At 73.0% G+C, this 23840-nt stretch carries 18 protein-coding genes and 3 pseudogenes; 6 read left to right on the top strand and 15 right to left on the bottom strand.

Features of this window, described 5'->3' with window-relative positions:
• Positions 1–217: 217 nt before the first annotated feature.
• From AAW14_RS16285 to AAW14_RS16305, 5 genes and pseudogenes are all read right to left on the bottom strand, one after another.
• A pseudogene (locus AAW14_RS16285) lies at positions 218–1360 on the bottom strand (lysylphosphatidylglycerol synthase domain-containing protein); the annotation flags it as partial.
• The gene (locus AAW14_RS16290; RefSeq protein ID WP_265564556.1) at positions 1357–2325 is read right to left on the bottom strand and encodes a class I SAM-dependent methyltransferase; all 969 of its coding nucleotides are present in this window, start codon (positions 2323–2325) and stop codon (positions 1357–1359) included. The gene AAW14_RS16290 and the pseudogene AAW14_RS16285, both read right to left, overlap by 4 nt.
• Positions 2322–3494 (bottom strand): glycosyltransferase family 4 protein, encoded by a 1173-nt coding sequence (locus tag AAW14_RS16295; RefSeq protein WP_416223312.1) that lies wholly within the window; start codon positions 3492–3494, stop codon positions 2322–2324. The genes AAW14_RS16290 and AAW14_RS16295 overlap by 4 nt, the downstream gene beginning before the upstream one ends.
• 5 nt (positions 3495–3499) lie before the next feature.
• Positions 3500–3898 (bottom strand): 6-pyruvoyl trahydropterin synthase family protein, encoded by a 399-nt coding sequence (locus tag AAW14_RS16300; protein WP_265564559.1) that lies wholly within the window; start codon positions 3896–3898, stop codon positions 3500–3502.
• Positions 3899–4060: 162 nt separating this feature from the next.
• A complete protein-coding gene (locus AAW14_RS16305; protein WP_265564560.1) occupies positions 4061–5041 on the bottom strand; it encodes a zinc-dependent alcohol dehydrogenase in 981 nt (326 codons plus the stop codon).
• Between the two features lie 107 nt (positions 5042–5148).
• Here AAW14_RS16305 and AAW14_RS16310 point away from each other — a divergent pair, with 107 nt between their 5' ends.
• Positions 5149–5934 (top strand): CDP-alcohol phosphatidyltransferase family protein, encoded by a 786-nt coding sequence (locus AAW14_RS16310; RefSeq protein WP_265564561.1) that lies wholly within the window; start codon positions 5149–5151, stop codon positions 5932–5934.
• Between the two features lie 63 nt (positions 5935–5997).
• Here the strand turns inward: AAW14_RS16310 and AAW14_RS16315 are convergent, their stop codons facing one another.
• A complete protein-coding gene (locus tag AAW14_RS16315) occupies positions 5998–6453 on the bottom strand; it encodes an RpiB/LacA/LacB family sugar-phosphate isomerase (protein WP_265564562.1) in 456 nt (151 codons plus the stop codon).
• Between the two features lie 134 nt (positions 6454–6587).
• Here AAW14_RS16315 and AAW14_RS16320 point away from each other — a divergent pair, with 134 nt between their 5' ends.
• The 3 genes and pseudogenes from AAW14_RS16320 to AAW14_RS16330 all read left to right on the top strand — a co-directional run bounded on the left by AAW14_RS16320 (position 6588) and on the right by AAW14_RS16330 (position 8576).
• Positions 6588–7217: a DNA polymerase ligase N-terminal domain-containing protein gene (locus AAW14_RS16320; RefSeq protein WP_265564563.1), complete on the top strand. Its 630-nt coding sequence runs from the start codon at positions 6588–6590 to the stop codon at positions 7215–7217.
• 143 nt (positions 7218–7360) lie between these two features.
• Positions 7361–7645, top strand: a pseudogene (locus tag AAW14_RS16325) (ATP-dependent DNA ligase); the annotation flags it as partial.
• A gap of 154 nt (positions 7646–7799) precedes the next feature.
• Positions 7800–8576, top strand: a complete 777-nt coding sequence (locus AAW14_RS16330; protein ID WP_416223313.1) for an MBL fold metallo-hydrolase — start codon at positions 7800–7802, stop codon at positions 8574–8576.
• A 120-nt stretch (positions 8577–8696) separates the two neighbouring features.
• Here the strand turns inward: AAW14_RS16330 and AAW14_RS16335 are convergent, their stop codons facing one another.
• The 9 genes from AAW14_RS16335 to AAW14_RS16375 all read right to left on the bottom strand — a co-directional run bounded on the left by AAW14_RS16335 (position 8697) and on the right by AAW14_RS16375 (position 21034).
• Positions 8697–9500, bottom strand: coding sequence for a TIGR03943 family putative permease subunit (locus AAW14_RS16335; RefSeq protein WP_265564564.1), 804 nt, complete (start codon positions 9498–9500; stop codon positions 8697–8699).
• Positions 9497–10510, bottom strand: a complete 1014-nt coding sequence (locus AAW14_RS16340; RefSeq protein WP_265564592.1) for a permease — start codon at positions 10508–10510, stop codon at positions 9497–9499. The genes AAW14_RS16335 and AAW14_RS16340 overlap by 4 nt, the downstream gene beginning before the upstream one ends.
• A gap of 216 nt (positions 10511–10726) precedes the next feature.
• Positions 10727–12559, bottom strand: coding sequence for a phosphatidylglycerol lysyltransferase domain-containing protein (locus tag AAW14_RS16345; RefSeq protein ID WP_416223314.1), 1833 nt, complete (start codon positions 12557–12559; stop codon positions 10727–10729).
• 265 nt (positions 12560–12824) lie between these two features.
• Positions 12825–13517 (bottom strand): hypothetical protein, encoded by a 693-nt coding sequence (locus AAW14_RS16350; RefSeq protein ID WP_265564565.1) that lies wholly within the window; start codon positions 13515–13517, stop codon positions 12825–12827.
• A gap of 143 nt (positions 13518–13660) precedes the next feature.
• Positions 13661–14467, bottom strand: a complete 807-nt coding sequence (locus AAW14_RS16355; protein WP_265564566.1) for a helix-turn-helix domain-containing protein — start codon at positions 14465–14467, stop codon at positions 13661–13663.
• A gap of 226 nt (positions 14468–14693) precedes the next feature.
• A complete protein-coding gene (locus AAW14_RS16360; RefSeq protein ID WP_265564567.1) occupies positions 14694–15188 on the bottom strand; it encodes an SH3 domain-containing protein in 495 nt (164 codons plus the stop codon).
• Positions 15189–15416: 228 nt separating this feature from the next.
• Positions 15417–16883: a hypothetical protein gene (locus AAW14_RS16365; RefSeq protein ID WP_322741075.1), complete on the bottom strand. Its 1467-nt coding sequence runs from the start codon at positions 16881–16883 to the stop codon at positions 15417–15419.
• 404 nt (positions 16884–17287) lie between these two features.
• Positions 17288–19387, bottom strand: a complete 2100-nt coding sequence (gene fusA, locus AAW14_RS16370; protein WP_265564568.1) for an elongation factor G — start codon at positions 19385–19387, stop codon at positions 17288–17290.
• Positions 19388–19771: 384 nt separating this feature from the next.
• Positions 19772–21034: a serine hydrolase domain-containing protein gene (locus AAW14_RS16375; RefSeq protein ID WP_265564569.1), complete on the bottom strand. Its 1263-nt coding sequence runs from the start codon at positions 21032–21034 to the stop codon at positions 19772–19774.
• A gap of 465 nt (positions 21035–21499) precedes the next feature.
• On the opposite strand from AAW14_RS16375, the pseudogene AAW14_RS16380 reads away from it, so the two are divergent.
• Positions 21500–22669: pseudogene (locus AAW14_RS16380) on the top strand (ATP-binding cassette domain-containing protein); the annotation flags it as partial.
• On the top strand, positions 22666–23817 hold the full coding sequence (locus AAW14_RS16385) for an ABC transporter permease (RefSeq protein ID WP_265564570.1): 1152 nt from the start codon (positions 22666–22668) through the stop codon (positions 23815–23817). The pseudogene AAW14_RS16380 and the gene AAW14_RS16385, both read left to right, overlap by 4 nt.
• Positions 23818–23840: the final 23 nt, after the last annotated feature.

A 23840-nucleotide genomic window follows, 5' to 3' on the forward strand; every position in this document is an offset into this window, starting at 1 on the left:
CAGTCCTCTCCGCGCCCGCGGCACAGACATTTTCGGCACCGGCGGACGTCTCCGGGCCCACGGCGGAGACGGGTTCGCGACCGGTGAACGTCTCCGGGCCCGCGACAAGGACCTGTTCGCCATCGGGGGACGTCTCCGCACCTGCGACAGGAGCGTGTTCGCCCACCTCCGGCGTCTCCGCACCCGCGACACAGGAGTGTTCGCCACCTTCCGGCGGCTCCGGATTCGTGCCCGGGCGCCGCAGTCCCGCGTACCAACGGGCGAGAAGGACGACGAGTCCGGGCAGGCTCGCCACGAAGCTGAGTACGCCGTAGACGACCGCGACTGCGAGCCCCAGGTCCGCGCCGAGGCACGCCGCGCCGAAGGCCCAGGCGGTGACGCCCTCACGGGGACCCCAGCCGCCGATGTTCAGCGGGAGCCCCATCGCGATGAGGGCGAGCAACGCCAGGGGCAGCAGGGTGGCCGGGGACGCGTCCGACCCGGCGACGCGGGCAGCCACCAGGAACATCAGCAGATGCCCGGCGAGTACGACGACGGACGAAAGGAGGACGGCCGGCCAGCTGCCGCGGGCCAGCAGGGCGGTCCGCGCCTCGACGAGCGCGGCGCCGAACGCACGGCGCCCGCGCGACGGGCGGGGCGCCCGGCCCATCCGCACCGCCGCCACGACGGCGAGGGCACCGAGCGCGCCGAGCGCCAGCAGTCCGGCGAGGTGACGGGCCTGGCTCAGCACCGGCGAGGGCATCGTGAGCAGGGCCGGCACGCCGACGGCCACGAGGGCCACCTGGCCGGCCGTGCGCTCCAGGACCACGGCGCGGACGCCGCGGCCCATGTCACCGGCGCTCTGTCCGTGCCGCACCGCGCGGTGCACATCGCCGAGAACACCGCCGGGGAGCGCCGCGTTGAGGAACAGCGCGCGGTAGTAGTCGGCGACGGCGGCGCCGAGCGGCAGCCGGATACCGAGCGCACGAGCGACGCGACACCAGCGCCAGGCGCTGAACACAGTGGTCAGCACGCCGATCCCGAGCCCCGCGAGCAGGGTCGGGACGTCGATCCGCCGCAGCCCGTCGAGGAACACACCGGTGCCGAGCCGCCACAGGAGCACCCCGAGGATGGCGGCCCCGGCGACCGTGCCGAGGTGCGTGCGCAGGGCGCGCCGGACAGGGCGGCGCGGGGTGGAGGGTGCCTCGTCCGAGGCGGGAGCCGAGGTGGCTTCCCTGGGAGGCGCGGGCAGGGTCGCCGCACGTTCCTCGGCCGACGGCGCACCGGCCTGTGCCGGGGAAGCCGTGCCGTCGGCGGGCAGGGCGCCGGCGACCGCCTGCGTGCCGACGACCGCAGTCGGCGCTGCCGTCGGCGCGGTCATGACGTTCCTCCCGACGGCTGCGGCAGGACGAGCACGTCGCTGTGGTGCACCACCACGCGCAACTCCCCCGCCACGCAGGTGGCCAGACGCTCCCGCAGATACGCTTCGGCGGAGGCCTCGAGGTCCGGCCGCTCCTCCACGGCCGCGCCGACCCAGCCCCGCAGCCACTCCTCGGTCAGCGCGGCCTGCTCGGCGCCGAGCCGCCAGGGGCTCGGATGCACCCGCACGCTCGCGCCCAGCCGGGTGAAGGCCTCGCAGGCCGCGTCCACCGCGTCGGGGCCGAGGAGTTCACCACGACGCTGATGCGCGTTGAACGCCTCGCCGATCTCCCGGTCCAAGGGGTGCGCGGGCGTGATGTCGACACGGCCGACGACGGAGAGCGTCAGCAGCGCCGGGCAGCCTGCGCCCACACAGGCAGCGGCGAGCGTGTCGATCTCTTCGGCGGTGAGGACGTCGAGGAGCGCGGACGCCGTCACCAGCGAGGCCCCGGCCAGGGCGTCGGGGGTGAGCCGCCCTATGTCGCCGCGCTGGGTGGTGACGGTCACCCGGCTGCCGTCGGCGGCCGTCCGGGGCGCCCCCACCGTGGCGAAGTGCAGCAGATACGGGTCCCGGTCGTGCAGGACCCAGTGCTGGGCGCCTTCGAGGAGCGGGGCCAGCCAGCGGCCCATCGAACCGGTGCCGCACCCCAGGTCGTGCACGACGATGTCGGCGGGACCGCCGGCCCGGTCGGCGAGCCGGATCCGCAGCGGGTCGAGCAGGTCACCGGAGCGCGCCGCCGCGTCGGCGGGCTCACGCAACTGGAGCCATTGCGGGGCGTATCGGGGTACCTCGGACTGACCGTTGCCTGGTGCGGGTATCGCGGAGAGGGCCCCGGGCTCGGAGGTGTCCGCGGGCGCCGTGGTGCGCTGGGGTATCTCCGGTGTCGTACCCGCCTGGGGTCCCGAAGGGGTCGTACCCGTGTTCATGCCGCCCTCCGAGGGTCGTGGTGCAGCCGCCCCAGGACGCCCGCGAGGCTGCGGGCCGTGGTCGCCCATCCGTCCAGCGCGGCCCGGCGTCCACGCGCGGCGGACTTCAGGCGCCGCCGCACGTCCGCCTCGCCGAACCAGCCGCGCAGCTCCGCGGCGAGCGCTGCGGGGTCCTCCGGCGGGACGAGGATTCCGGGCACACCGCCGTCGGGCGCGCGCCCGACCGCCTCCGGCAGGCCGCCGACGTCGGTGGCGAGGACCGGGATGCCGCGGGCGAGCGCCTCGGTGACGGCCATGCCGTACGTCTCGGCGTACGAGGTGAGGACCATGAGGTCGGCGGCGGCGTAGCTGGCGTCCAGTTCGGCACCGGTCCGGGGTCCGGCCAACTGCAGCCGGTCGCCGAGGCCGTGCTCGTCGATGAGGGCACGCAGGCGCTCGACGTACGCGGGGTCGTGGCCGAGCCCGCCGACGCAGACGCAGGTCCACGGCAGGTCGGTGACCGTGGCGAGGGCCTCGATGAGCCGGTGCTGCCCCTTGCGCGGGGTGACCGCTGCGACGCACAGCAGCCGTGAGACGCCGTCGGTGCCGGGGGCCAGGGGCGCGATGTCCGCGCCGGGGGCGGCGACATGGACGCGCTCGGGGGCGAGCCCGTGGTGGGAGACGAGCCGGCGCACGGCCCAGTCGCTGGTGGCGACGACGGCGGGCACGGCCCGCAGGGTGGCGCGCTCCTTGGCGTCGAGCTCGGCCGCGGTCTTCGGGTCGAGACCCGTCTCGTCGCCGAGCGGCAGGTGCACGAGGACGGCGAGGCACAGGCGTTCGGCCTCCGGCACGACGATCTCGGGGACGCCGCAGGCGACGAGACCGTCGAGCATGACGACCGTGCCGTCGGGCAGTTCCCGCAGCGCCCGGGCGAGTTCCGCGCGGGCCGCCGCGTCCGGCCGGGGCCAGGAGCCCTCGACGGTGTGCGGGTGGATCTGCCAGCCGAAGCCGGGCAGGTCGAGACAGATTCGGCGGTCGTAGGCGTTGCCGCCGCTGGGGGCGGCCGGATCGTCCACGCCGCCCGGCATGACGAAGTGCACGGTGCGCAGCGACATGGGAATGATGTCCGCGTTCTTCAGAGCCGGGTGCTGCACGGGCACGTAGCTCAGGGAGGCCCGGTCGACGGTCATGTCTGTCACAGGGCACGCTCGTAACTCGCCCAGGCGATGTGCGACTCGTGCAGCGTGACGGCGATGCCCCCGATCTCACGGGCGCTCTCGCCCAGCGCGCCCTTGTGGATCCGCTCCGCGAGGCGGTCGGCGATCACCTTGGCCAGGAATTCCGTCGAGGTGTTGGTGTTCGCGAAGTCCGGTTCGTTGTCGAGGTTGCGGTAGTTGAGCTCGCTCACCACGGCGCCGAGCTCCTGCGTGGCCAGTCCGATGTCGACGACGATGTTGTCGTCGTCCAGCTCGGCGCGGCGGAAGGTGGCGTCCACGAGGAACGTCGCTCCGTGCAGTCGCTGCGCGGGTCCGAAGACCTCGCCGCGGAAGCTGTGGGCGACCATCAGGTGATCGCGGACGGTGATGCTGAACAACGGACGACCCTCCAGGTGCTGCCTCTGATCCCCTGCCGGGGCACGTCGTGTAGTACGGCTGCCCCGTGCGCGTTGTTCAGGTGCCCGTTCTCCTTGTTTCGAGGTTTCCTGGGAGTTCCTTGGGGGTTTCCCCGGAGTCCGGGCAACTCGGGCGGCGGGGGATCAGTCGGCGTCGTACAGGACTCGGTGGCACAACCCCTTGAGCTCACCACGTGTGAGGCGTGGCAGCACGTCGGGGAGGTCCTCGAAGGCGGACTCACCGGTGATGAGCGCGTCGAACGCGGGATCGGCGAGCAGGTCGAGGGCGAGGGCCAGCCGGTCGGCGTACGTGCGTCCGGCGCGGGCGCGCGGCGAGACGGTGCCGACCTGGCTGCTGCGCAGGGTGAGGCGGCGCGAGTGGAAGGCCTCGCCGAGCGGCAGGGTGACGCGCCGGTCGCCGTACCAGCTGAGTTCGACGACTGTGCCCTCCGGGGCCAGCAGCTCCAGGGACCGTACGAGTCCCTGTTCGGTCCCGCTGGCGTGGACGACGAGGTCGCGCTCGCCGAGCGCGTCCTCGGGCAGGGCGAAGTCGACGCCGAGCGCTCGGGCGGTCTCGGCGCGTGCGGGATCGGCGTCGACGAGCTGGACGCGGACCCCGGGATGGCGGGCGAGGAGGGCGGCGACGGAGCATCCGACCATGCCGCCGCCTACGACGGCGATCCGGTCCCCGACCTGGGGTCCGGCGTCCCACAGCGCGTTGACGGCGGTCTCGACGGTGCCTGCGAGGATGGCGCGCCCGGCGGGCACGGCGTCGGGTACGACGGTGACGGCCGAGGCCGGGACGACGTATCGGCTCTGGTGCGGATACAGGCAGAAGACGGTCCGTCCGACCAGCTCGGCGGGTCCGTGTTCCACCCGTCCGACACTCAGGTAGCCGTATTTCACGGGTGCCGGGAATTCACCCTCCTGGAAGGGGGCACGCATGGCCGCATGCTGGCTGTCCGGCACACCGCCGCGGAAGACGAGGGTCTCGGTGCCGCGGCTGACGCCCGAGCACAGCGCGCGCACCAGCACCTCGCCGTCACCGGGCTCGGGCAGCTCGACGTCCCGCACCTCCCCCTGCCCCGGCGAGCGCAGCCAGAAGGCGCGTGCTGTGAGGTCCATGTGCGTGCTCCTGAACGATCGGCCGACTCTTCACGTACGCAGCTACGAGAAGTCGCGCACAAGGTACGCGCGGAGATCGAATCTGTCACTTGGCCGGAGGGTGAGCGGTGGCCCTGAACCACACATACGACGCGAGGCTGTTGCAGCAGGAGACGACCGTGGGAGCGGGCGTGCAGGTGCTGCTGCTGACCTTGCTGGGCACGGCGATCGGCATGGGCCCGGCCGGCTGGCTGACGGGGCTGGCGTTCGCGCTCGCCACCTGGGCCGTACTCACCCGCGCCGTGCTCCGCTCGCGTCTGCGCTCGTTCGGCATGGCCAACCGGGTCACCCTGGGCCGGGCGACCCTGGTGGGCGGGGTCACGGCGCTGGTCGCGGACTCGTTCGAGAGCTCGCCGCCGGTGACGCTCTTCGTGGGCCTGACCGCGGTGGCGCTGATCCTGGACGGTGTGGACGGCAAGGTGGCCCGCCGCACGGGCACCTCGACCGCGCTCGGCGCGCGCTTCGACATGGAGGTCGACGCGTTCCTGATCCTGGTGCTCAGCGTGTACGTGTCGATGTCGCTCGGCCCGTGGGTGCTGCTGATCGGCGCGATGCGGTACGTGTTCGTCGCGGCGGCCAAGGTGCTGCCGTGGCTGAACGGCGAACTGCCGCCGAGCATGGCGCGCAAGACGGTGGCGGCGTGGCAGGGCATCGCCCTGCTGATGGCTGGTTCGGGCCTGCTGCCGTATGCGGCGACTGCGGGGGTCGTCGCATCCGCCCTGGCGTCGCTGGTGTGGTCGTTCGGACGGGACGTGCTGTGGCTGTGGAGCGTGCGGGAGGGTGACCGGGGACCGGCCCAGACGGTCGGCGACGCGGTGATGCAGCCGGTCGCGGAGCTGGTGGCGGGCGGCTGAGCGACGGGCTGCGGCATTCCCGGCCGACGGGCCGCGGCACCGGCGCACCCCCGCGACGGCCCGCTACGGGGCCGTCCTGCCGAGGTCGAGCCGGCCGACATGGGCCACGTTCTCCCGGTCGTCGGTGTCCCCGCTCGCCTCGGCGGCGAACCAGGCGTCGAGGATCTCCTTCAGCAGCGGCCCGGACGTCAGCCGCAGGCTGAGCGCCAGCACATTGGCGTCGTTCCAGCGGCGGGCGCCGTCCGCCGTGTACGCGTCCGTGCACAGCGCCGCACGCACTCCCGGCACCTTGTTCGCGGCGATGGACGCCCCGGTGCCGGTCCAGCAGCACACGACCGCCTGGTCCGCCGTCCCGTCGGCGACCTCACGGGCCGCCGCCTCCGAGCACGCCGCCCACTGAGGGTCGGCCCCGGGGCGCAGCGCCCCGTGCGTCAGCACCTCGTGGCCGCGGCTGCGCAGCTCCTCGACGAGGCAGCGGGCCACGGGTTCGTCCATGTCCGAGGAAACGGCGATCCGCATGTTCCGGAGCGTACTCGCCCCGGTCTTCCGGAACGTGCTCGTTCACGCCCCCCAGGTGGCCATGGCGGCCCACGGGGTACTCGGGCCCCACGAGGCGGGCACACCATGCGGACCGGCGCGGAAAGGAACGGGACGTGAGCGGCAGCGAGCGGCTGCGGGAGTACCGCGGCAAACGCGACTTCGGCCGGACCGGCGAGCCGGAGGGCGCCCAGGCGCCCTCCGGCGACCGCGACGAGGCGTCCCGCGAGGCGCCCCTGTTCGTGGTGCAGATCCACGACGCGAGCACGATGCACTTCGACTTCCGGCTCCAGGTCGGCGACGTCCTCAAGTCCTGGGCCATCCCCAAGGGGCCGTCCACCGTGCCCGGCGACAGGCGCCTCGCCGTGCCCACCGAGGACCATCCGCTGGAGTACGCGGACTTCGAGGGTGTCATTCCGGACGGCGAGTACGGGGCCGGAACGGTGATCGTCTGGGATCGCGGCTGGTACGAACCGCTGAGCCATGACCGCCGTGATCGGCCCGTGCCCTTCGAGGAGTCGCTGAGGCGGGGGCACGCCACGTTCCGGCTGCACGGGTCCAAGCTGCGCGGCGAGTACGCCCTCACCCGGTTCCGCGGGCGAGAAGGCGGGGACGAGGCCTGGCTGATGGTGAAGGCCGGCCACGCCCGCTCCGGTGGACGCACGACGCCGGACCCGCGCCGTGCCCGCTCGGTGTGCAGCGGACGTACGCTCGCCCAGGTATTCGCGCGCACCCACGGAGAGTGAGCGCTGATGGGCCGTCTCCTGTATGCGCTGCCCGAAGAGCAGCGACGGCTCCTCGTCCCGGCGCGTGCGGGTGCCGAACTCGCCGCACGCCCCATGCTCGTCACGCTGAGCAACAGACGGGACTTCTGCCGCGACGGCGAGTGGGCCTTCGGCTCCGTTACGCGGGCAGGGCCGGCACCTGGTTCGACCGGCGTACGCTGCCCGGCCTGCGCGCCCGGCTCGACCAAATGGCGGTCGCCACCTCGCCGTTCGCCGGTGCGGTGCGTGAGAAGGGCGCCCACTGGGTGAAGCCCGTACTGGTCGCGCAGATCGGGTTCACGGAGTGGACCCGGGACGGCATGCTGCGCCATCCGCGGTTCCTCGGGCTGCGCGACGACAAGGCGAGCGAGGTCGTGCGCGAGCGTCCGGCTGGGCGCGTGGCCGGGTGACGGGTGCATGGCCGGTGAGGGGACGACCGGCGGGAGAGGACGGGCCCGGCACTCGGGCTGCGAGAGGATGCGCTCGGTGACGCCGGGCGAGGCGCCCGCCGCGAGTGCCCGAGGTCGGCCCGCCTTTCGGGCCCGGAAGAAGGTGCGGTGATCCATGCTGAACGACGACGTCGTCGAGGTCGGCTCCGGCGTGTACCTCGTGGCGGGGAGCAGCACCAACTGGGTGATCGTCAAGGACGGCGACACGGCCACCCTGGTCGACACGGGCTATCCCAGGGACCGGGAACGTCTCCTCGCGTCACTGACGGCGGTCGGGGTCGCCCCCGGGGCCCTGGCCGCCGTGCTGATCACGCACGCGCACAACGACCACATGGGCGCGGCGGAACATCTGCGCCGCGCCCATGGGACGCGGGTACTGATGCACCGGGCCGAACTGGCACACGCACGGCGGGAGTTCCTGCACCAGGTCTCCGTCGGCCAGGTCCTGGCCAACGGCTGGCGTCCCGGAGTCCTGCCCTGGGCGGTCCATGCCCTGCGGGCGGGCGGCACGGCACACATCCCGGTCGTCGAACCGCAGCCGTTCCCCGGGGAGGACGTGCTGGACGTTCCGGGGCATCCGGTTCCGGTGCCGACCCCGGGTCACACCGACGGGCACTGCGCCTACCATCTGCCCGACGCCGGGATTCTGATCACGGGCGACGCGCTGGTCAGCGGCCATCCCACGTCCCGTCGGCGCGGACCCCAGCTGCTGCCCCGGATGTTCCACCGGGACCGGGGCCGCGCGCTCGACTCCCTGACCGCCCTCGAAGAACTCACCGCCGAGGTCCTGCTCCCCGGCCACGGCCCGGCAGTCCACCTCAACGCGGTCGCCGCAGTCGCCCACGCCCGCGATCTGGCGGCCCGGGAGGACCGGTCCGCCGGAGCGCCTTGACCCCCAAGCCGGCGGTCCGCTCCGCAACGGCGGCGGTCGGGCACCAGCACACGGCGACCCGGCCGCAACGCCGGGCCGGCACGAGCCGCGCGGTCGGCGCCCCCCGTATCGGCCCCGCCGTCAGCTGTTCCAGCTCTCGTCGTACGGGTCGCTCGGGGTCGGCACCGGCTTGGCCCGGATGACATCGAGGAACGGGACGATGCCGCCGTTGACCGGGTCCTTGGTCCGCTTGCCCGTGTAGGTGCCGGTCACGTCGAGCCAGGAGTCGGGCTGCAGCACGGGCGGCAGTTTCCCGGACAGACCGACCTTGACCGGCTGGGCATCGGCCGCACAGCAGTTCAGGGCCATCCGAACGAGGTAGGGCGTGCCGGCGCCGTCGAGGGCGACGAACCCCGTGATCTCCACCTTGCGGCTGCCGAGGGAGCGTCCGTGCCCGTACGCCGCGCGGCCGGCGTAGTCCACCAGACCGAGACGGACCGGATCGCCCGACGGCAGGGCCGGATAGGCCAGGGGCGGCTGAAGCGCCGTACCGCTGCGCAGGGCGCTGTACGAGCCCAGCGCGGGCGGGGCGACCAGGATGAGGGCGAACAGGGGCAGCACGAGGAGCCAGGAGATCCGCGGCTCGCGGTGTGCGTGACCGTGCCCGTCGTCACCCGGTTCGTACGGGGCGTGGTCGTGCCCTTCGTCGCCCGGCTCGTGCCGCGCATGGTCATGCACGTCGTCCCGCCGCATCCGGGCCGCCCGTGCCCGGCGCAGTTCGTACCAGACGGTGGCCAGGGCGGCCACGATCAGGACGGCGCCGGCCGCCAGCAGCAGCGGGCGCAGCCCGGCCTTGACGTACCGCAGATACAGGTCGGTGGTTCCGGCATGCAGCATCGCCCCGCCGACCAGGAACAGGACCGCCGCCTGCGCCTGACGGTTCACAGCAGCACCGCCCCGACCAGGAGCGACCCCAGGATCGCCAGCGCAAAGGTGGCTGGCGCGAACCGCAGCGCGAAGGACCGTCCGAACGTCCCGGCCTGCATCGCGAACAGCTTCAGGTCGATCATCGGCCCGACCACGAGGAACGCGAGCCGGGCGGTGAGCGAGAACTGCGACAGCGACGCCGCCACGAAGGCGTCCGCCTCGGAGCAGATGGAGAGCAGCACCGCGAGGATCGAGAGCGCGAGGATCGCCACCACCGGGTTGTCGGCCGCCGTACGCAGCCAGCTCGCCGGTGCCACGGCCTTGAGCGTGGCCGCGGCCATGGCGCCGACGACCAGGAAGCCGCCGGCGTGCATCACGTCGTGCCGTACGGAGCCCCAGAACGCGGCGCCCTTGCCCTGGCCCTCGTACGAGGCGCGGGCCGGCTGCCGCAGCCAGTCGGTGCGGCCCAGGCGCTGCCACAGCCAGCCCATCGTGCACGCCACCAGAAGGCTCGCCGCGAACCGGGCGAGCACCATCTCCGGGTCGCGGGGGAACGCGACGGCGGTGGCGGTCAGCACGATCGGGTTGATCGCGGGAGCCGACAGCAGAAAGGCAAGCGCCGCCGCCGGTGTGACGCCCCGGCGCACCAGCGCCCCGGCGACCGGCACCGAGGCGCATTCGCAGCCGGGCAGAACCGCCCCGGCCACCCCGGCGACCGGCACCGCTAGGGCGGCCCGCTTCGGCAGGGCCCGGGCGAAGAACGACGGTGGGACGAATACGGCGAGGGCCGCCGACAGCAGGACGCCGAGGACGAGGAAGGGCAGGGCCTGGACGACGACGGCCAGGAAGACGGTCATCCAGCTCTGCATCACCGGCGCGGCCAGCGCCCGGCGGATCGGGCCCTGGCCGACGACCAGCAGGAGGAGGAGCAGGGTCAGCCCGAGGGAGGAGTTGAACTGCCAGCCCTGCCCTTGCGGAGTCTCCTCCTCATGGCCCCGGTCGGCCGGGGCCGGGGGTGTTTTGACGATCGTCACGGACGGGGTACCTCCGGGAGGGGCGGGCGGCGGGGGGGCTTCCCCCTCCCCTTCACTACGCCGAGCCGCGGCGCGCGTCTCACCCCCGACCCGGACTTTGCCGCTCGATGACTCTTTCCGTACCCGGTGACCCTTTCCGTACTCGGTCGACTACCCCGCCGTACTTCGTCAAGTGCTCCGCTCGAACTCCGTCAACGACTCCGCTCGAGGTCAATGGCTCCGCTCGAGCGCCGGCCGCTGCTGGGCCCGAGCGGCCGGGGCGTGCCGACGGCCGAACAGGGACGGCAGGCTCGGCACGTCCAGGAAGCCCTCGGCCCGCGCGCTGGCGATGCCGATGCGCGGGATGTCGCTGGTCTTCTCGAACAGCAGGAAGCGGGGCTCCCAGACCGGCCGGTACTTGGCGTTGGCGCGGTAGAGGGACTCGATCTGCCACCAGCGTGAGAAGAAGGTCAGCACCGAGCGCCACAGCCGCAGGACGGGGCCGGCGCCCAGCCGGGAGCCGCGTTCGAAGACGGCGCGGAACATGGCGAAGTTGAGCGAGACGCGCTCGATGCCAAGGTCCTGGGCGCGCAGCAGCAGCTCGATGACCATGAACTCCATCAGGCCGTTCTCGCAGCCGCGGTCCCGGCGCATCAGATCGAGGGACAGGCCCTGCCGGCCCCAGGGGACGAAGCTGAGCAGGGCCCGGGGCTCGCCCTCGCCGTCGCGGCACTCCAGCATCACGCAGTTCTCGTCGGCCGGGTCGCCGAGGCGCCCCAGCGCCATGGAGAAGCCGCGCTCGCTGCCGCCGTCGCGCCAGTGGTCGGCCTTCTCGATGAGGGTGGCCATCTCGGACTCGGGAATGTCCCCGTGGCGGCGGATCCGCACGGTGTACCCGGCGCGGCGGACGCGGTTGTGCGCCTGCCGCACGACGCGCATCGCGCGCCCCTCGAGACTGAAATCGGCGACCTCCACGATCGCCTCGTCGCCCAGTTCCAGGGCGTCCAGACCGTGCCGGGCGTAGATCGTCCCGGCCTCCTCGCCGGCACCCATGACGGCGGGCGTCCAGGCGTGCCGACGGGCCTCCTCCAGCCATTCGTCGATGGCTCCGGGCCAGGCCTCGGGGTCGCCGATCGGGTCGCCGGAGGCCAGGGTGACACCGCCGACCACCCGGTAGGTGATGGCGGCCTTGCCGCTGGGGGACCAGACCACGGCCTTGTCGCGGCGGAGCGCGAAGTAGCCGAGGGAGTCCCGCTCGCCGTGTTTGTCGAGCAGGGCCCGCAGCCGCCGCTCGTCCTCCTCCCCGAGGAGTTCCTGGCCGCGCGGCGAACGGAAGCAGGCGTAAAGGACGAGCAGGAAGGAGGCCGCCATCAGGACGTTGATGGTGATGTCCACCCAGCGCGGCGCGTGCACGTGGTTGATGTGGTCGGCGAGCGGGCCGACGCTGACGCCGCGCAGCAGCGTGTAGGCGATCTCGTCGGTCAGGGAGGCCCCGGCCTTCTTGTTGGTGGCGTTCACCAGGAGGGTGCCGATACCGCCGCTGACCAGAACGCCGCCGACGGCCACGATCACCGCGAGCTTGGGGTTGGAGCGGTCGCCCACGGCCCTGAACTCCTTGCGGCCGAGCAGCAGCGCGGCCACGAACAGGCCGGTGAGCAGGGCGGAGATCCAGTTGAAGACGTGCCGGCCGTAGTGGTGCTGAGTCAGCGCGAGCACGTAGAGGGCGAAGAGGGGGCCCGCCAGCAGCATGTTGAAGATCCACGCCGCCCGTTTGCGGCGCCGCATGACCAGGGACAGGAACAGCGCCAGCGCCGCCGAGACCAGACCAGCGGTGGCCAGGTACGGCGTGAAGAACTGACCGGCGTTGTGCTCGTGGACCTCCTCACGGAAGGGCAGCGAGACGACCGCCACGATGTTCAGCAGGGCCAGCAGGCGCAGGTACCAGACCGTGGCTGCGGCCGCCCCCGGGCGCAGCCGCGTGAGGAGGGGCGGTCGCCCTTCCGGCGTCGTCTGCGGGCGCTGGGCGCGCTGCTGGGGGATCACTGGCTTTTGCTGTGCGGGCAACGCGATGACTCATCCTTGATACAAAGGGCCGGAAGGACCGGCGCGGACGGAAGCTGACACACGGGCGCGGGACTGCCCTTGGTTCTCCCAGAGTTCTCGTAGACCCTACATTTCGTGGGGGTGACCCTACATTTCGTAGGGGTGACGGGAACCTCACCTAGGGTAGGAGTCAGACAAGGAGGACGCCAGCGCCCGGGGACCACGGCCCCGACGGGGGCCGACGGGGCCAATGCGCGGGTCACCCTTGTGAGCGGCTCGGGCACGTCTACCGCACCCTCTCCTCCGTACCCACGGCGCGCCCTTCGTCCACACGCCTCCCTCCCCCACTTCCCTCGTGCCCGCACTCGTGCTCCACGAGCCCGGGAGGCACCCGCTCCAGCAGGAACGGCACCAGCCCGCGCTCCAGCACGGCGCACTCGAAGGCCTCGCGGGCCCGGCGCACCCCGGGATCACGGTCCACGGGATCGTCACTGCCGGGGCGGCGGCGCCGCGCACGGTTCACCAGAAGCCAGCCGAGGTCCCCGAGGGCCGCTCCGGCCGTCACGGCGGCCGCGATCACCCCGGCCATCACCAGCCCGTCGTCGATATGGGGACGGGCGGCGAAGGCCCGCAGGCCGAATCCGCACAGCAGGAAGGCACCGGTGGCCACGGCCCCGAGGCTCGGCACCAGCAGCGCGAGCACCGGCAGGAACCCGCTCTTGGTGGTCCGGTCGGCGTCCTGCCGCGTTCCGTCCACACGGGCGGCGGTCCGCAGCGTGCGGTAGTGGTCGTACTCACATGCCGCGACTCCGGTGAGGCGGTCGCGTGCCTCCAAGGCCTCGGCGCGCAGCCGCTCGCGCGACGGACCCGCCTCGGCGGAACCGGTCGCGGTCGCGATCTCCGGCAGATCCAGGGCGCGCTCCACCATCCGCTCGAAGATCGGGCCGATCACTGCTGACGGCTCGTCGGTGTCCTGCACGGATTCCCCGATCGGCGACAATGCGCCGGCCGACACCGACCGGCGGACGAACGACGCAAACCCTACAACATGTAGGACCTCCGCCGGAGTGAAGTGCGCCCGTGCGGGACGTGTCCCCAACGGGCACCCGTCCGATCATCCGCTCACCGGTCTCCGGCGGGTTCGTCGTCCAGGCCGGTGCACGCCACCTTGCCGTCCACCCTGGCGCACGCCTCCACACCTTCGGGTGATGTCACGGCGAGCATGGGGCTCGCCGAGCCGCCGGAGCCGTCTCCCGGGTACGTCGCCGACAGGGCATCCCGCCCTGCCCGGACGGAGATGACGCGGGCGTCCGACGCCTTCGCCCTGACCTCGCCCCAGACCGCGCCACAGGACGGCGAGTACTCCAGCCGCACGGCATAGGAGGTGTCGCGCACCGCGCTCTTGGTCTGCGCATCCCGGTCACAGGCGGCGACATCGGGCAGATGCCCCTGACAGGAGGCCCCCCGGCACCGCGGGACGGCCGACGCCGGCCGCCCGCCGCCCGGCGCGCCGAACCGGTCGGCGGCGACGAGCGTGACGGCCACCGCGGCGATCGTGACGACCAGGACGAGGGCCGACAGCGGTATGCGCCGGGGCCGGGCGGCCCGAACCGCGGGGGCGTCGCGCGGCGGCGCGTCCGCGACGGGCAGGCGCTCGGCCGTCTCCCACAGGGCAAGGACGGAGGTGACGTCGACGCCGGCGAGTCCGGCGAGCGCCTCCACCGCCGAGCGAGGGGGCCGCTGGACGCCGTTGAGATAGCGGTGCCAGGCGGACTTGCTGTAGGGGGTGCGCGCGGCCAGGGCCGCGAGGCTGAGACCGGTACGCTCCTTGAGATCGCGCAGCTCCGTCACGAACGGCCCGTTCACCTGCCCGGGAGGGGAGGGCGCCTGCCGGTAGGGCGGCGCCGTCCGTGCTGCGCCGTGTCTCACGGTCTCGATCCTTGGGGCTGTCGCATGACCTGTCCCTCAACGCCGGTTCCGGTATGGGCGGTTCGCCCACGTTGTCTGGATGTGTTCCCGCTTCCGCGGTGCCGCCACACATCGAATCCGGTACAAGAAGGGTGAGTTGCGAGGACGGGACGTGCCGGCGGCCCGCCCGGGCACGCACGGGTGACCGGACAGGCCGTCGCTTCGGGGCCGGGGGGTGCGCAGCGCGTCAGCACCAGGGCACGGCGCCCCGCGTACGGACGTAGTGAGCGGAGACGTATCCCTTGCCCCCCGCGAGCCGGTACCAGCGCGCGTTTCCGTGGACGTACGAGCCCTGCTTCTTGCAGACCAGCAGCACCCGGCCGCCCACGCGGCGGTGGCCCACCACCCGGTAGCCGGTCCCGGGACCGGAGCGGACATTCAGCCGAATGCGGCGTGTCGCCACGCGCCCCGCGACACGGAGCGTGTGACGGTGGCACGCCGGGCGCGCAACGTGGCGTACACGGCGGGCGCGGTGGGGGCACCGCAGGGCGCGGTGCGCACAGTGACGGACCGGCGTACGCCGGATGGGGGCGGGGAGCGGCGCGTGCGGGCGATGCGGGACCGTCGCGACGACCGGCGCCTGGCCGGCGGGGTCGCCTCCGACGGCGACGGCCGCCGTGGGCACCAGCGCGAACAGCGCAACTGCGGCCAGCAGACCGCCCCGCAGTGTCCGACGAATCATGGAAACCTCCGTACTGACGTTGCCGATCACGATGCGTGATCTCACGTCACCCAGCGTTTCCGCGCCGGTGGCCGGGAATTCCGTCCCGCTGTTCCTGGGATGTCCCGAGGGACGGCGGCCGGATGGATGACCCATGCCCGCAGGGAACCGCACCGGCGTGTTCCTCGTCCCCTTCCGGCCGCCGAGCCGCTCCCGCGCGACGGCGACGGGCCGTCGCGCGGGGGCGCCTCATCCTTGTGCGCCGCCTTCGGCGAGCTTCCACTCCCGGTGCAGCGCACCCAGCGGAATCGTGCGCTGGAAGACCGGCGTCCCGAACACGGACAGCTGCAACTGGAGCGCCCCCCTCAGGTCGAAGCCGCCGTAGACACCCCAGGACGCGACCGCGGCAGCCGTGGGCCGCGTACCCGAGCCGGTGGCAGCGGTGACCGTCGCGGACGCCTCGCCGCGCAGGTACGGCGCCAGGTCGGCGGTGACACCCACCATGCCGTAGAGACCGACGGTGGCCTGCGCGCCGAGCGCCGCCTTCACGTTCCCCGCGGCGGACAGGGAGGCGCGCACCGGCGTGCCCGACATCGTCGACTCGTTCACAGGCGTCCAGCCCTTGGCCGGACCGAAGCTGCCACCGGCCTTGAAGCCGCCCTTGAGGCTCTGTTCGATCGAGACGGTCGCAGTGCCGTCACCGCTGACCTCGAGGTAGCAGGTCAGATCGAGGTTGACCACGACGGGGATCGGGCCCACCTGGAGGACGGGGTCGGCGTGGAGCTTCGCGAACGGCAGCCGCGTGGGCTTGACCGAGGCCGCGGCACGCCCCTTCAGGGACCACTGCGAGGTCCAGTCGCCCGAGACCCCGAGGTACGCCGACGCGGGGCCGCCCTGCTGGGCGGCCCCGGAGCCGCCTCCGCCGTAGGAGAAGTCCACCTCGGGCGCGACCTGGACGTATCCGGCGACGGTGGCGTCCGCGGCCACCGGCAGGCCCGCGGGCGTGGGCGCGTCGGCCCGCACGTCGACACGCAGACTGCCGAGCGGGACCTTCGTGCCCTCGGGCCCCGAGTGGATGCCGCCCGTCCTGGCCCAGGAGACCCGCACGTCGGGCAGCAGCTTCTCGACGGTGAACGTCGAGGGATCGACGGGCACCGTGCCCTTGGCCGTGTCGTCGCCGAGCAGGGTGTCCAGGGTGGCCGGCGCGGTCTGCACCTCGGTGCCGTCGCCCCGGTCGCCGATCACCTTGGTGACCTTGGCGAGGAGGCCCTCGGGAGCGCCGGGCGCAGGGGCGCTGGCGAGGACGTCGCCGGCGGCGATCCGCCCCGGTCCGGCCGAGCTGCCCGGGGTGCCCGACGGAGTCCCCGCTGTCGCCCCCGGGGTGCTCGGAGGAGCGGAGGTTCCCTTACTGGTGTGCGTGATGACGGCGCGGCGGGTCCGACTGTCGTACGAACTCACCTTGAGCGTGCTCCGGTGGGCCCGTCCACCGCTGCCGCCCGTGGCGAGCGCGGTGGGCGTGGCCGCAGGGGCGGCCGCCACGGCGAGTGGGCTGCCGGCGTCCGCGGCCGGCGAGGCGGAGGCCTCGGCTCCTCCGGCGGGCGCGGCGGCGGAGGAAGCGGACGAGCCGGGGCCGGACGAGCAGCCCGAGGTGAGCAGGAGGGCGGATGCCGTGAGTGCGGGCATGAGGGCACGCAGGTGCCACTTGCGGATGCGCAAGACCTGTCCTGAGGTGGTGGGGGGTAGCAGGAAGCGCCCGCCGGACCGACAATACCGGCGGGTAACAAGTCGTGAGCATGCCATGAAGATGTGAAGCTCCGCTCCACGTTTCCCCGTCCGGGGGCTGTGATGTGAACCACGCATCGAGCCGCGCCCGACTCACACCACAACCGCGAACCCGCGTGCGGAGAAGCGAAATTGACGCTCCCTCCGACGCAGCGACGCGTCCCCGCCGACGCAGCGACTCCCCCTGCCGACACAGCGACACTCCACTGCCGCCCCCGTTGCGCTCCCCTCCCGAAGCGAAGCGGTGACGGTCCCCGGAGCAGCGACGGCCGATCCCGGACGGCGACGGTCCCGCCCTTGCGGGAGCGGGACCGTCGCCTGGCCACCCGGGTACGTGGCTACCGGGCCGGTGCCCCGTTGGACGCCCGGGACGCCTGGCCCGGGGCGGGGGCGTAGCCGGCGGGCCGGGTGGTGAAGGCCCCCCGGCCCTGGGTGCGGCTGCGCAACCGGGTCGCGTAGCCGAACAGTTCGGCCAGCGGCACGCCGGCGGTGACGACCGTCCGGCCCGCGCGCACCGTCGAGCCCGAGACCCGGCCGCGGCGCGCCGCCAGATCGCCCAGCACGGAGCCGACGGCGTCCTCGGGCACGGTGACCGTGACCTCGACCACCGGCTCGAGCAGGACCATGGCGCAGGCCCGCAGCGCCTCCCGGAGCCCGAGCCGGCCCGCCGTGCGGAAGGCCAGGTCCGAGGAGTCCTTCGGATGGGTCGCCCCGTCGGTCAGCACCACCCTCAGCCCCGTCACCGGGTGGCCGCCCAGCGGCCCCTCGGCCAGGGCGTCCCGGCAGCCGGCCGCCACCGCCCGGACGTACTCCTGCGGCACACCGCCGCCGCCGACGGTCGAGCGGAACTCGAATCCGGTCGCCTTGCCGTCGCCGCCCTCCTCCAGGGGTTCCACGTCGAGCACGACATGAGCGAACTGGCCCGCGCCACCGTCCTGTTTGACGTGCCGGTACACCAATTGGCGCACCCCGCGGACGACCGTCTCCCGGTAGGAGACCCTCGGCCGGCCGACGTTGACGTCCAGGCCGTGGGCGCGGCGGATCTTCTCCACCGCCACCTCCAGATGCAGTTCGCCCATGCCGGACAGCACCGTCTGCCCGGTCTCGGCGTCGGTGCGGACAGCCAGCGAGGGGTCCTCCTCGACGAGCCGGGCCAACGCCGGTGCCAACCGGTCGGCGTCGGCGCTCCCCCGGGCCTCCACGGCGACGGACACGACCGGGTCGGCGACCGTCGGCGGCTCCAGGACCAGCGGTGCGCTTGGTGCGCACAGCGTCGACCCGGCACGGGCCGACTTCAGCCCGACCACCGCCACGATGTCCCCGGCCGCGGCCCGGTCCAGCTCGGCATGGCGGTCCGCCCGGACGCGCAGAATCCGGCCGATCCGCTCGGTGCGCCGGGCGCTCGCGTCCATCACCGTGTCCCCCTTCCGCAGAGTGCCCGAGTAGATGCGCAGATAGGTGAGCCGTCCGGTGGGGGTGGCGTTCACCTTGAACGCCAGTGCCGTCAGCGGCCCCGCCGGGTCGGCGGCCCGCTCCTGTTCCGCGCCGTCCTCGGTGCCGCGCACCGCCGGCACGTCCAGTGGCGAGGGCAGGTAGGCCACGGCGGCGTCAAGGAGCGGCTCGATCCCGCGGTTGCGGTAGGCCGAGCCGCACAGGACCACCACTCCCTCACCCGTACGGGTGAGGTCGCGCAGCGCGGAGCCAAGGGTCTCGGCACGGAGCGCGGACGTGGCACAGAACTCCTCCAGCGCCATCGGGTGGAGTTCGGCCACGGCCTCCTCCAGCAGCCGCCGGCGCCGCAGCGCCTCCTCACGCAGGGCGTCCGGCACCGGGCCCTCCTCGGCCGTGCCGTCGCCGTCCGCCCACACCGACGACCGCATCCGCAGCAGGTCCACCACTCCGGTGAAGCCGTCCTCGGCACCGATCGGCAACTGGACGACCAGCGGAGCCTGGTGCAGCCGCTGCCGGATCGACTCCACGGCGGTGTCGAGGTCGGCGCCCGCGCGGTCCAGCTTGTTGACGAAGGCGATGCGCGGCACGCCGTACCGGTCGGCCTGCCGCCACACCGACTCGCTCTGCGGCTCGACGCCCGCGACCGCGTCGAACACGGCGATCGCGCCGTCCAGCACGCGCAGCGAGCGCTCGACCTCGTCGGCGAAGTCGACATGGCCCGGGGTGTCGATCAGGTTGATCCGGTGGCCGTTCCAGGCGCAGCTGACGGCGGCGGCGAAGATGGTGATGCCGCGGTCGCGCTCCTGGGGGTCGAAGTCGGTGACGGTCGTGCCGTCGTGGACCTCGCCGCGTTTGTGGGTGGTCCCGGTGACATACAGGATCCGCTCGGTGACGGTGGTCTTGCCCGCGTCGACGTGGGCGAGGATGCCGAGATTGCGAACGGTCTCGATGCGGCTGGTGATTTGACGGTGCGGGTCGGTACGCACAGCCCGTGGCCTTTCGTGGTGATCCGAACAGGGCGGCGCGATTCCCCGGCGAACGGGCCCCTGATCAGGCCGGGGCCGCCCCCGGCTCGGTCCCGTGCGAAGGGACCGGGAAGCAAGCGGGGGTCAGATGTTCGTCGCGGGCATCCGGTTCCGGCCGCGCAGCCGGCACCGGACGTACGAGGACACGAGGATCACCTCGTACCGGGAGGGGGGAACGACGACAGCGGTGTACTCACGCACGGCCGGGCTCCCCTCACTCGTCACGAACGCGCCGCGAGGAAGGGCGGCGCGTGATGCGTCATGAGTGTAGGAAGCAGGTCAGGGTCCCGGCACCGGATTTTTCCGGGCGCCCGGACGCGGCAGGCCACGGGGCCTGAGGGGTTCTCATCTGGCCGCCGGCTGCGCCGGGAGATTGAAGATGTGCCTCGGCGTGACGATCTTCGTGATCGCTTCGCCGACGAGCGTGCTGGGTTCCTGACCGCCATGGTCGATGTCGGTGTTCAGCAGCACGACGAGGGTCGCACGTGCCGACGGGAGGTGGACGGTCAGGGACTCGTAGCCCGGCAGTGAACCGTTGTGCCCGATCCAGCCCTGGACGTTGAAGACGCCGAGGCCGTACCCGGTACCGGGGATCGTGGTCGGCAGCGTGACAAGCCGCTGGCTCTGCAACTCGGGGCTGATCAGCCTGCCGCCGTCCGGCAGTCTGCCCGTGGCCACCGTACGGGCCCACACACGCAGGTCCCGCACATCGGAGATCATGGCACCCGCCGCCCATCCCCAGGAGGGGTTCCAGTCGGCCGCGTCCTCGACCTTCCCGCTCGCGGTCTGGTTCGTGTACCCCTGTGCGTGCGGGGCCGGGAACGCCGCGTCGGCCGGGAAGAGCGTATGGGTCAGGCCGGCCGGTACGAGGATGTTCCCGCGGATGAAGTCCGCGAGCGGCTGACCGCTCGCCTTCTGGATGACAAGGCCGAGCAGGACCAGGTTGGTGTTGCTGTAGTCGAACCGCTGACCCGGCGGGAACTTCACGGGGTGTCCGAAGGCGTAGTTCAGCAACTGCCGCGGGGTGAACGGCCGCTGTGGATCGGAGGTCAGCGCCTTGTAGAAGCCGTCGTCCTCGGAGTAGTTGAACAACCCGCTGCGCATTCCGGCCAGTTGGCGCAGGGTGATCCTGTGTCCGTTCGGCACGCCGGCGACGTACTTGCCGATCGGGTCGTCCAGGCCCACCTTGCCCCGGTCCACCAGCTGGAGCAGCGCCGTCACCGTGAACGTCTTGGTCTCACTGCCGATGCGCATGTACAGATCCGGTGACATCCTGCGGCCGTCGCTCTTGTCGGCGACCCCGAACGAGCGTACGTAGTTGCCGCCGTCGGGCGTCCACAGGCCCACGGTCACTCCGGGGATGTGCGCCTCCCGCATGACCCGCTGAACGGCCCTGTCGAGCCGCCCTGTCACGGCGGGGGTGAGGGTGCGCATCTCGCCCGAGGCGGGCGCCGCGGAACCGGGTGGTGCGGTCGGTACGGCGACCGGAACTGACGGGTCCGACCCCGGTAGCCCGAATGCCGCCCCGACGGCGATCGGCAGCGCGAGCGTGCCCACCGCGGCGGCGGTCGCGCCCCCCTTGCGCAACCGTGCACAAAGACGCCTCATGAGCTGACTCCAACCGGGCCGCAGGTCACGGCCCTGCCGTTGGACATAAGCCGCAAAAGATCTCGGGCTCAGCATAGGAGCGCCCGTGCCGCCCCGCCCGTCGGCGATCCGCCCGATGGAGGCGCCCCCAGGCCACCGTGGGGCTCCATCCTGGCCGCCGGGCCACTCCGCCCAGACCGCCCACGGGACCCCGCGCAGACCACTGCGGGACTCCGCCCAGGCCGCCGCGGGGCTCCGCCCGGCCCGCCCGCGCGGCTGCGCCGTGGTCCCACGCGCGACGAGGCGCGGCGGGACGACGGTTTCCCGGGCCGGTGCCGCCTCCCCCTCCAGACGGGCGATGACCCGTCGTCGAGGACGCCCGCGCCGCCCTGGCCATCACCCCCGTGGCCGTCCGGCCCCTCGGCACGGAAGGCCCCCGTCCGCATCGACGAACGTGCCTGCGGCGCCCGCAATCCACGTGCGCGCCGGCAACCCGCGGACCGTTCCACTCGCCCACTTGAGATCGTCGTCGGCCATCTCGACCCCGACGCCCGCGTGGCCGATCTGAGCCGGGCCGAGCGCTCCCTGATCGCCATCGCCCGCGCTCTCTCCGCCCGGGCCGCGCTCATCGTGCTTGACGAGCCCACCGCCAGCCTGCCCGCGGCCGACTGCGCGCGGCTCTTCGACGTACTGCACAGTCTGCGTGACCGCGGCCACGGCATCATCTACGTCAGCCACCGGCTCGACGAGGTGTACCAGGTCGCCGACCGCTTCGCCGTACTGCGCGACGGCCGCCTCGTCAGCCAGGGCGACCTCGCCGGACACGACCCGGCCCGGCTGGTGCGCGACATCGTCGGACACGAACCGGCCGACCACCGTCCCGCGGCCGCCCGCACGGACGGGCCGGTCCTGCTGCGGCTGGAGGACGTACGGACCGACGCCGCCGGGCCGGTCAGCCTCGAGGTGCGGTCGGGGGAACTCCTGGGGATTGTGGGGCTCACCGGCGCCGGTCATCTCGACCTGGGCCGGGCACTCGCCGGCTCCTGGCCGGTCCGCTCCGGACGCATGCTGCTGGACGGCCGCCCGTACCGGCCGCGGACGGTGGCCGCCGCCGTCGCCGCCGGAGTGGGCTTCGTGAGCAACGACCGCCACGAGGAAGGCTGCCTGCCCGACCTCACCGTGCGCGAGAACTTCCTGCCCAACCCGAGGGCGAACGGCCTGCGGGCACTGCACTGGATCAGCCCCCGGCGTGAGCGTGCCGAGGCCGCGGCGCTGGTGGAGCGGTACGGGGTACGGCCGCCGGACAGCGAGGCCCGTATCGCCACACTGTCCGGCGGCAACCAGCAGAAGGTCATGGTCGGCCGGTGGCTGGGGCTGGAGCGGCGTCTGCTGATCCTCGAGGAGCCGACCGCCGGTGTGGATGTCGGCGCCAAGGCCGCGATCCACCGCCTGCTCGACGACGCGCTGACCGCCGGTGCCGCGGTACTGCTCATTTCCACCGACTTCGAGGAGATTGCCGACGTGTGCCACCGCGCCCTGGTCTTCGTCCGCGGGGCCCTGACCGCCGAGCTGACGGGCGAGACCCTCACGGTCACCGAACTCACCCGCCGGGCCTCCGCCATGCCGGCCATCACCGGGACGGCGACGGAGCGATGACCGGGCCGCGCCCCTCCGAATCACCGCAGAGCCCCGGATCCGGACCCCACCGCCCCCGGTGGCGTCCGGGCCGCGAGCCCACGTCCCGGCGACCCCGATTCCCGCTGGGCCGAGTGAGCGGCCACTTCATCGGCGCCTACGGCCTGCTGCTCCTGACCGCCCTGCTCTTCCTCGTCTTCTCTCTCGTCCTGCCGGACACCTTCCCGACCCTGGACAACGTCTCCGCGATCCTGTCCGCCCAGTCGGTGGCGGCGGTCCTCGCGCTCGGGGCGACGATCCCCATCGCGACCGGCAGGTTCGACCTGTCCATCGGATACGGCCTGGGCCTCGCCCACGTCATGGTCATGCATCTGATCGTGAACGAGGGCTGGGCCTGGCCGTACGCCTGCCTCGCCGTGCTCATCGGCGGCGGAGTCGTCGGCGTACTCAACGGTCTGCTGGTCGAGTTCGCCCGGATCGACTCCTTCATCGCCACCCTCGGCACCGGCACCGTCATGTACGGCCTCACCGGCTGGATCACCGGCGGCGCCCGGATCGTGCCCGGCCCCGAGGGCCTGCCGCCCGCCTTCACCGACCTGTACGACTCCAAACTCCTCGGCCTGCCCGCACCCGCGTACTACGTCCTCGCACTCGCCGTCCTGCTGTGGCTGCTGCTGGAACGGCTGCCGCTCGGCCGCTACCTGTACGTCATCGGGTCCAACCCCCGCGCGGCCGGCCTGGTCGGCATCCCCACCCGCCGCTACGGCATCTACGCCTTCACGGGCTCCGGTCTGGTCGTCGGATTCGCCGGGGTGCTGCTCGCCGCACAGCAGCGCATCGGCAACCCGAGCGTCGGCATGGACTATCTGCTGCCCGCCTTCGTCGGTGCCCTGCTCGGCTCGACCACGATCAGGCCGGGCCGCGCCAACGCCGCCGGAACCGTCGTCGCCGTCACCGTCCTGGCCATCGGCCTCGCCGGAGTCCAGCAACTCGGCGCAGAGTTCTGGGTCACCCCGCTGTTCGACGGCGGCACACTGCTGCTCGCGGTCGGTATCGCCGGCTACGCCGCCCGCCGCCGCATCGAGAGCGGTGCGACGGCCGGCCGTCAGGAGCCCGCGCCAATGACTCCCTCGCCGACCCCCGACAACGGTCCTCCGCAGACTCCCTGACACCCCACCAGGAGCAGGCAGCT

The organism is Streptomyces hygroscopicus, assembly GCF_026168105.1.
GTDB lineage: Bacteria > Actinomycetota > Actinomycetes > Streptomycetales > Streptomycetaceae > Streptomyces > Streptomyces hygroscopicus_D.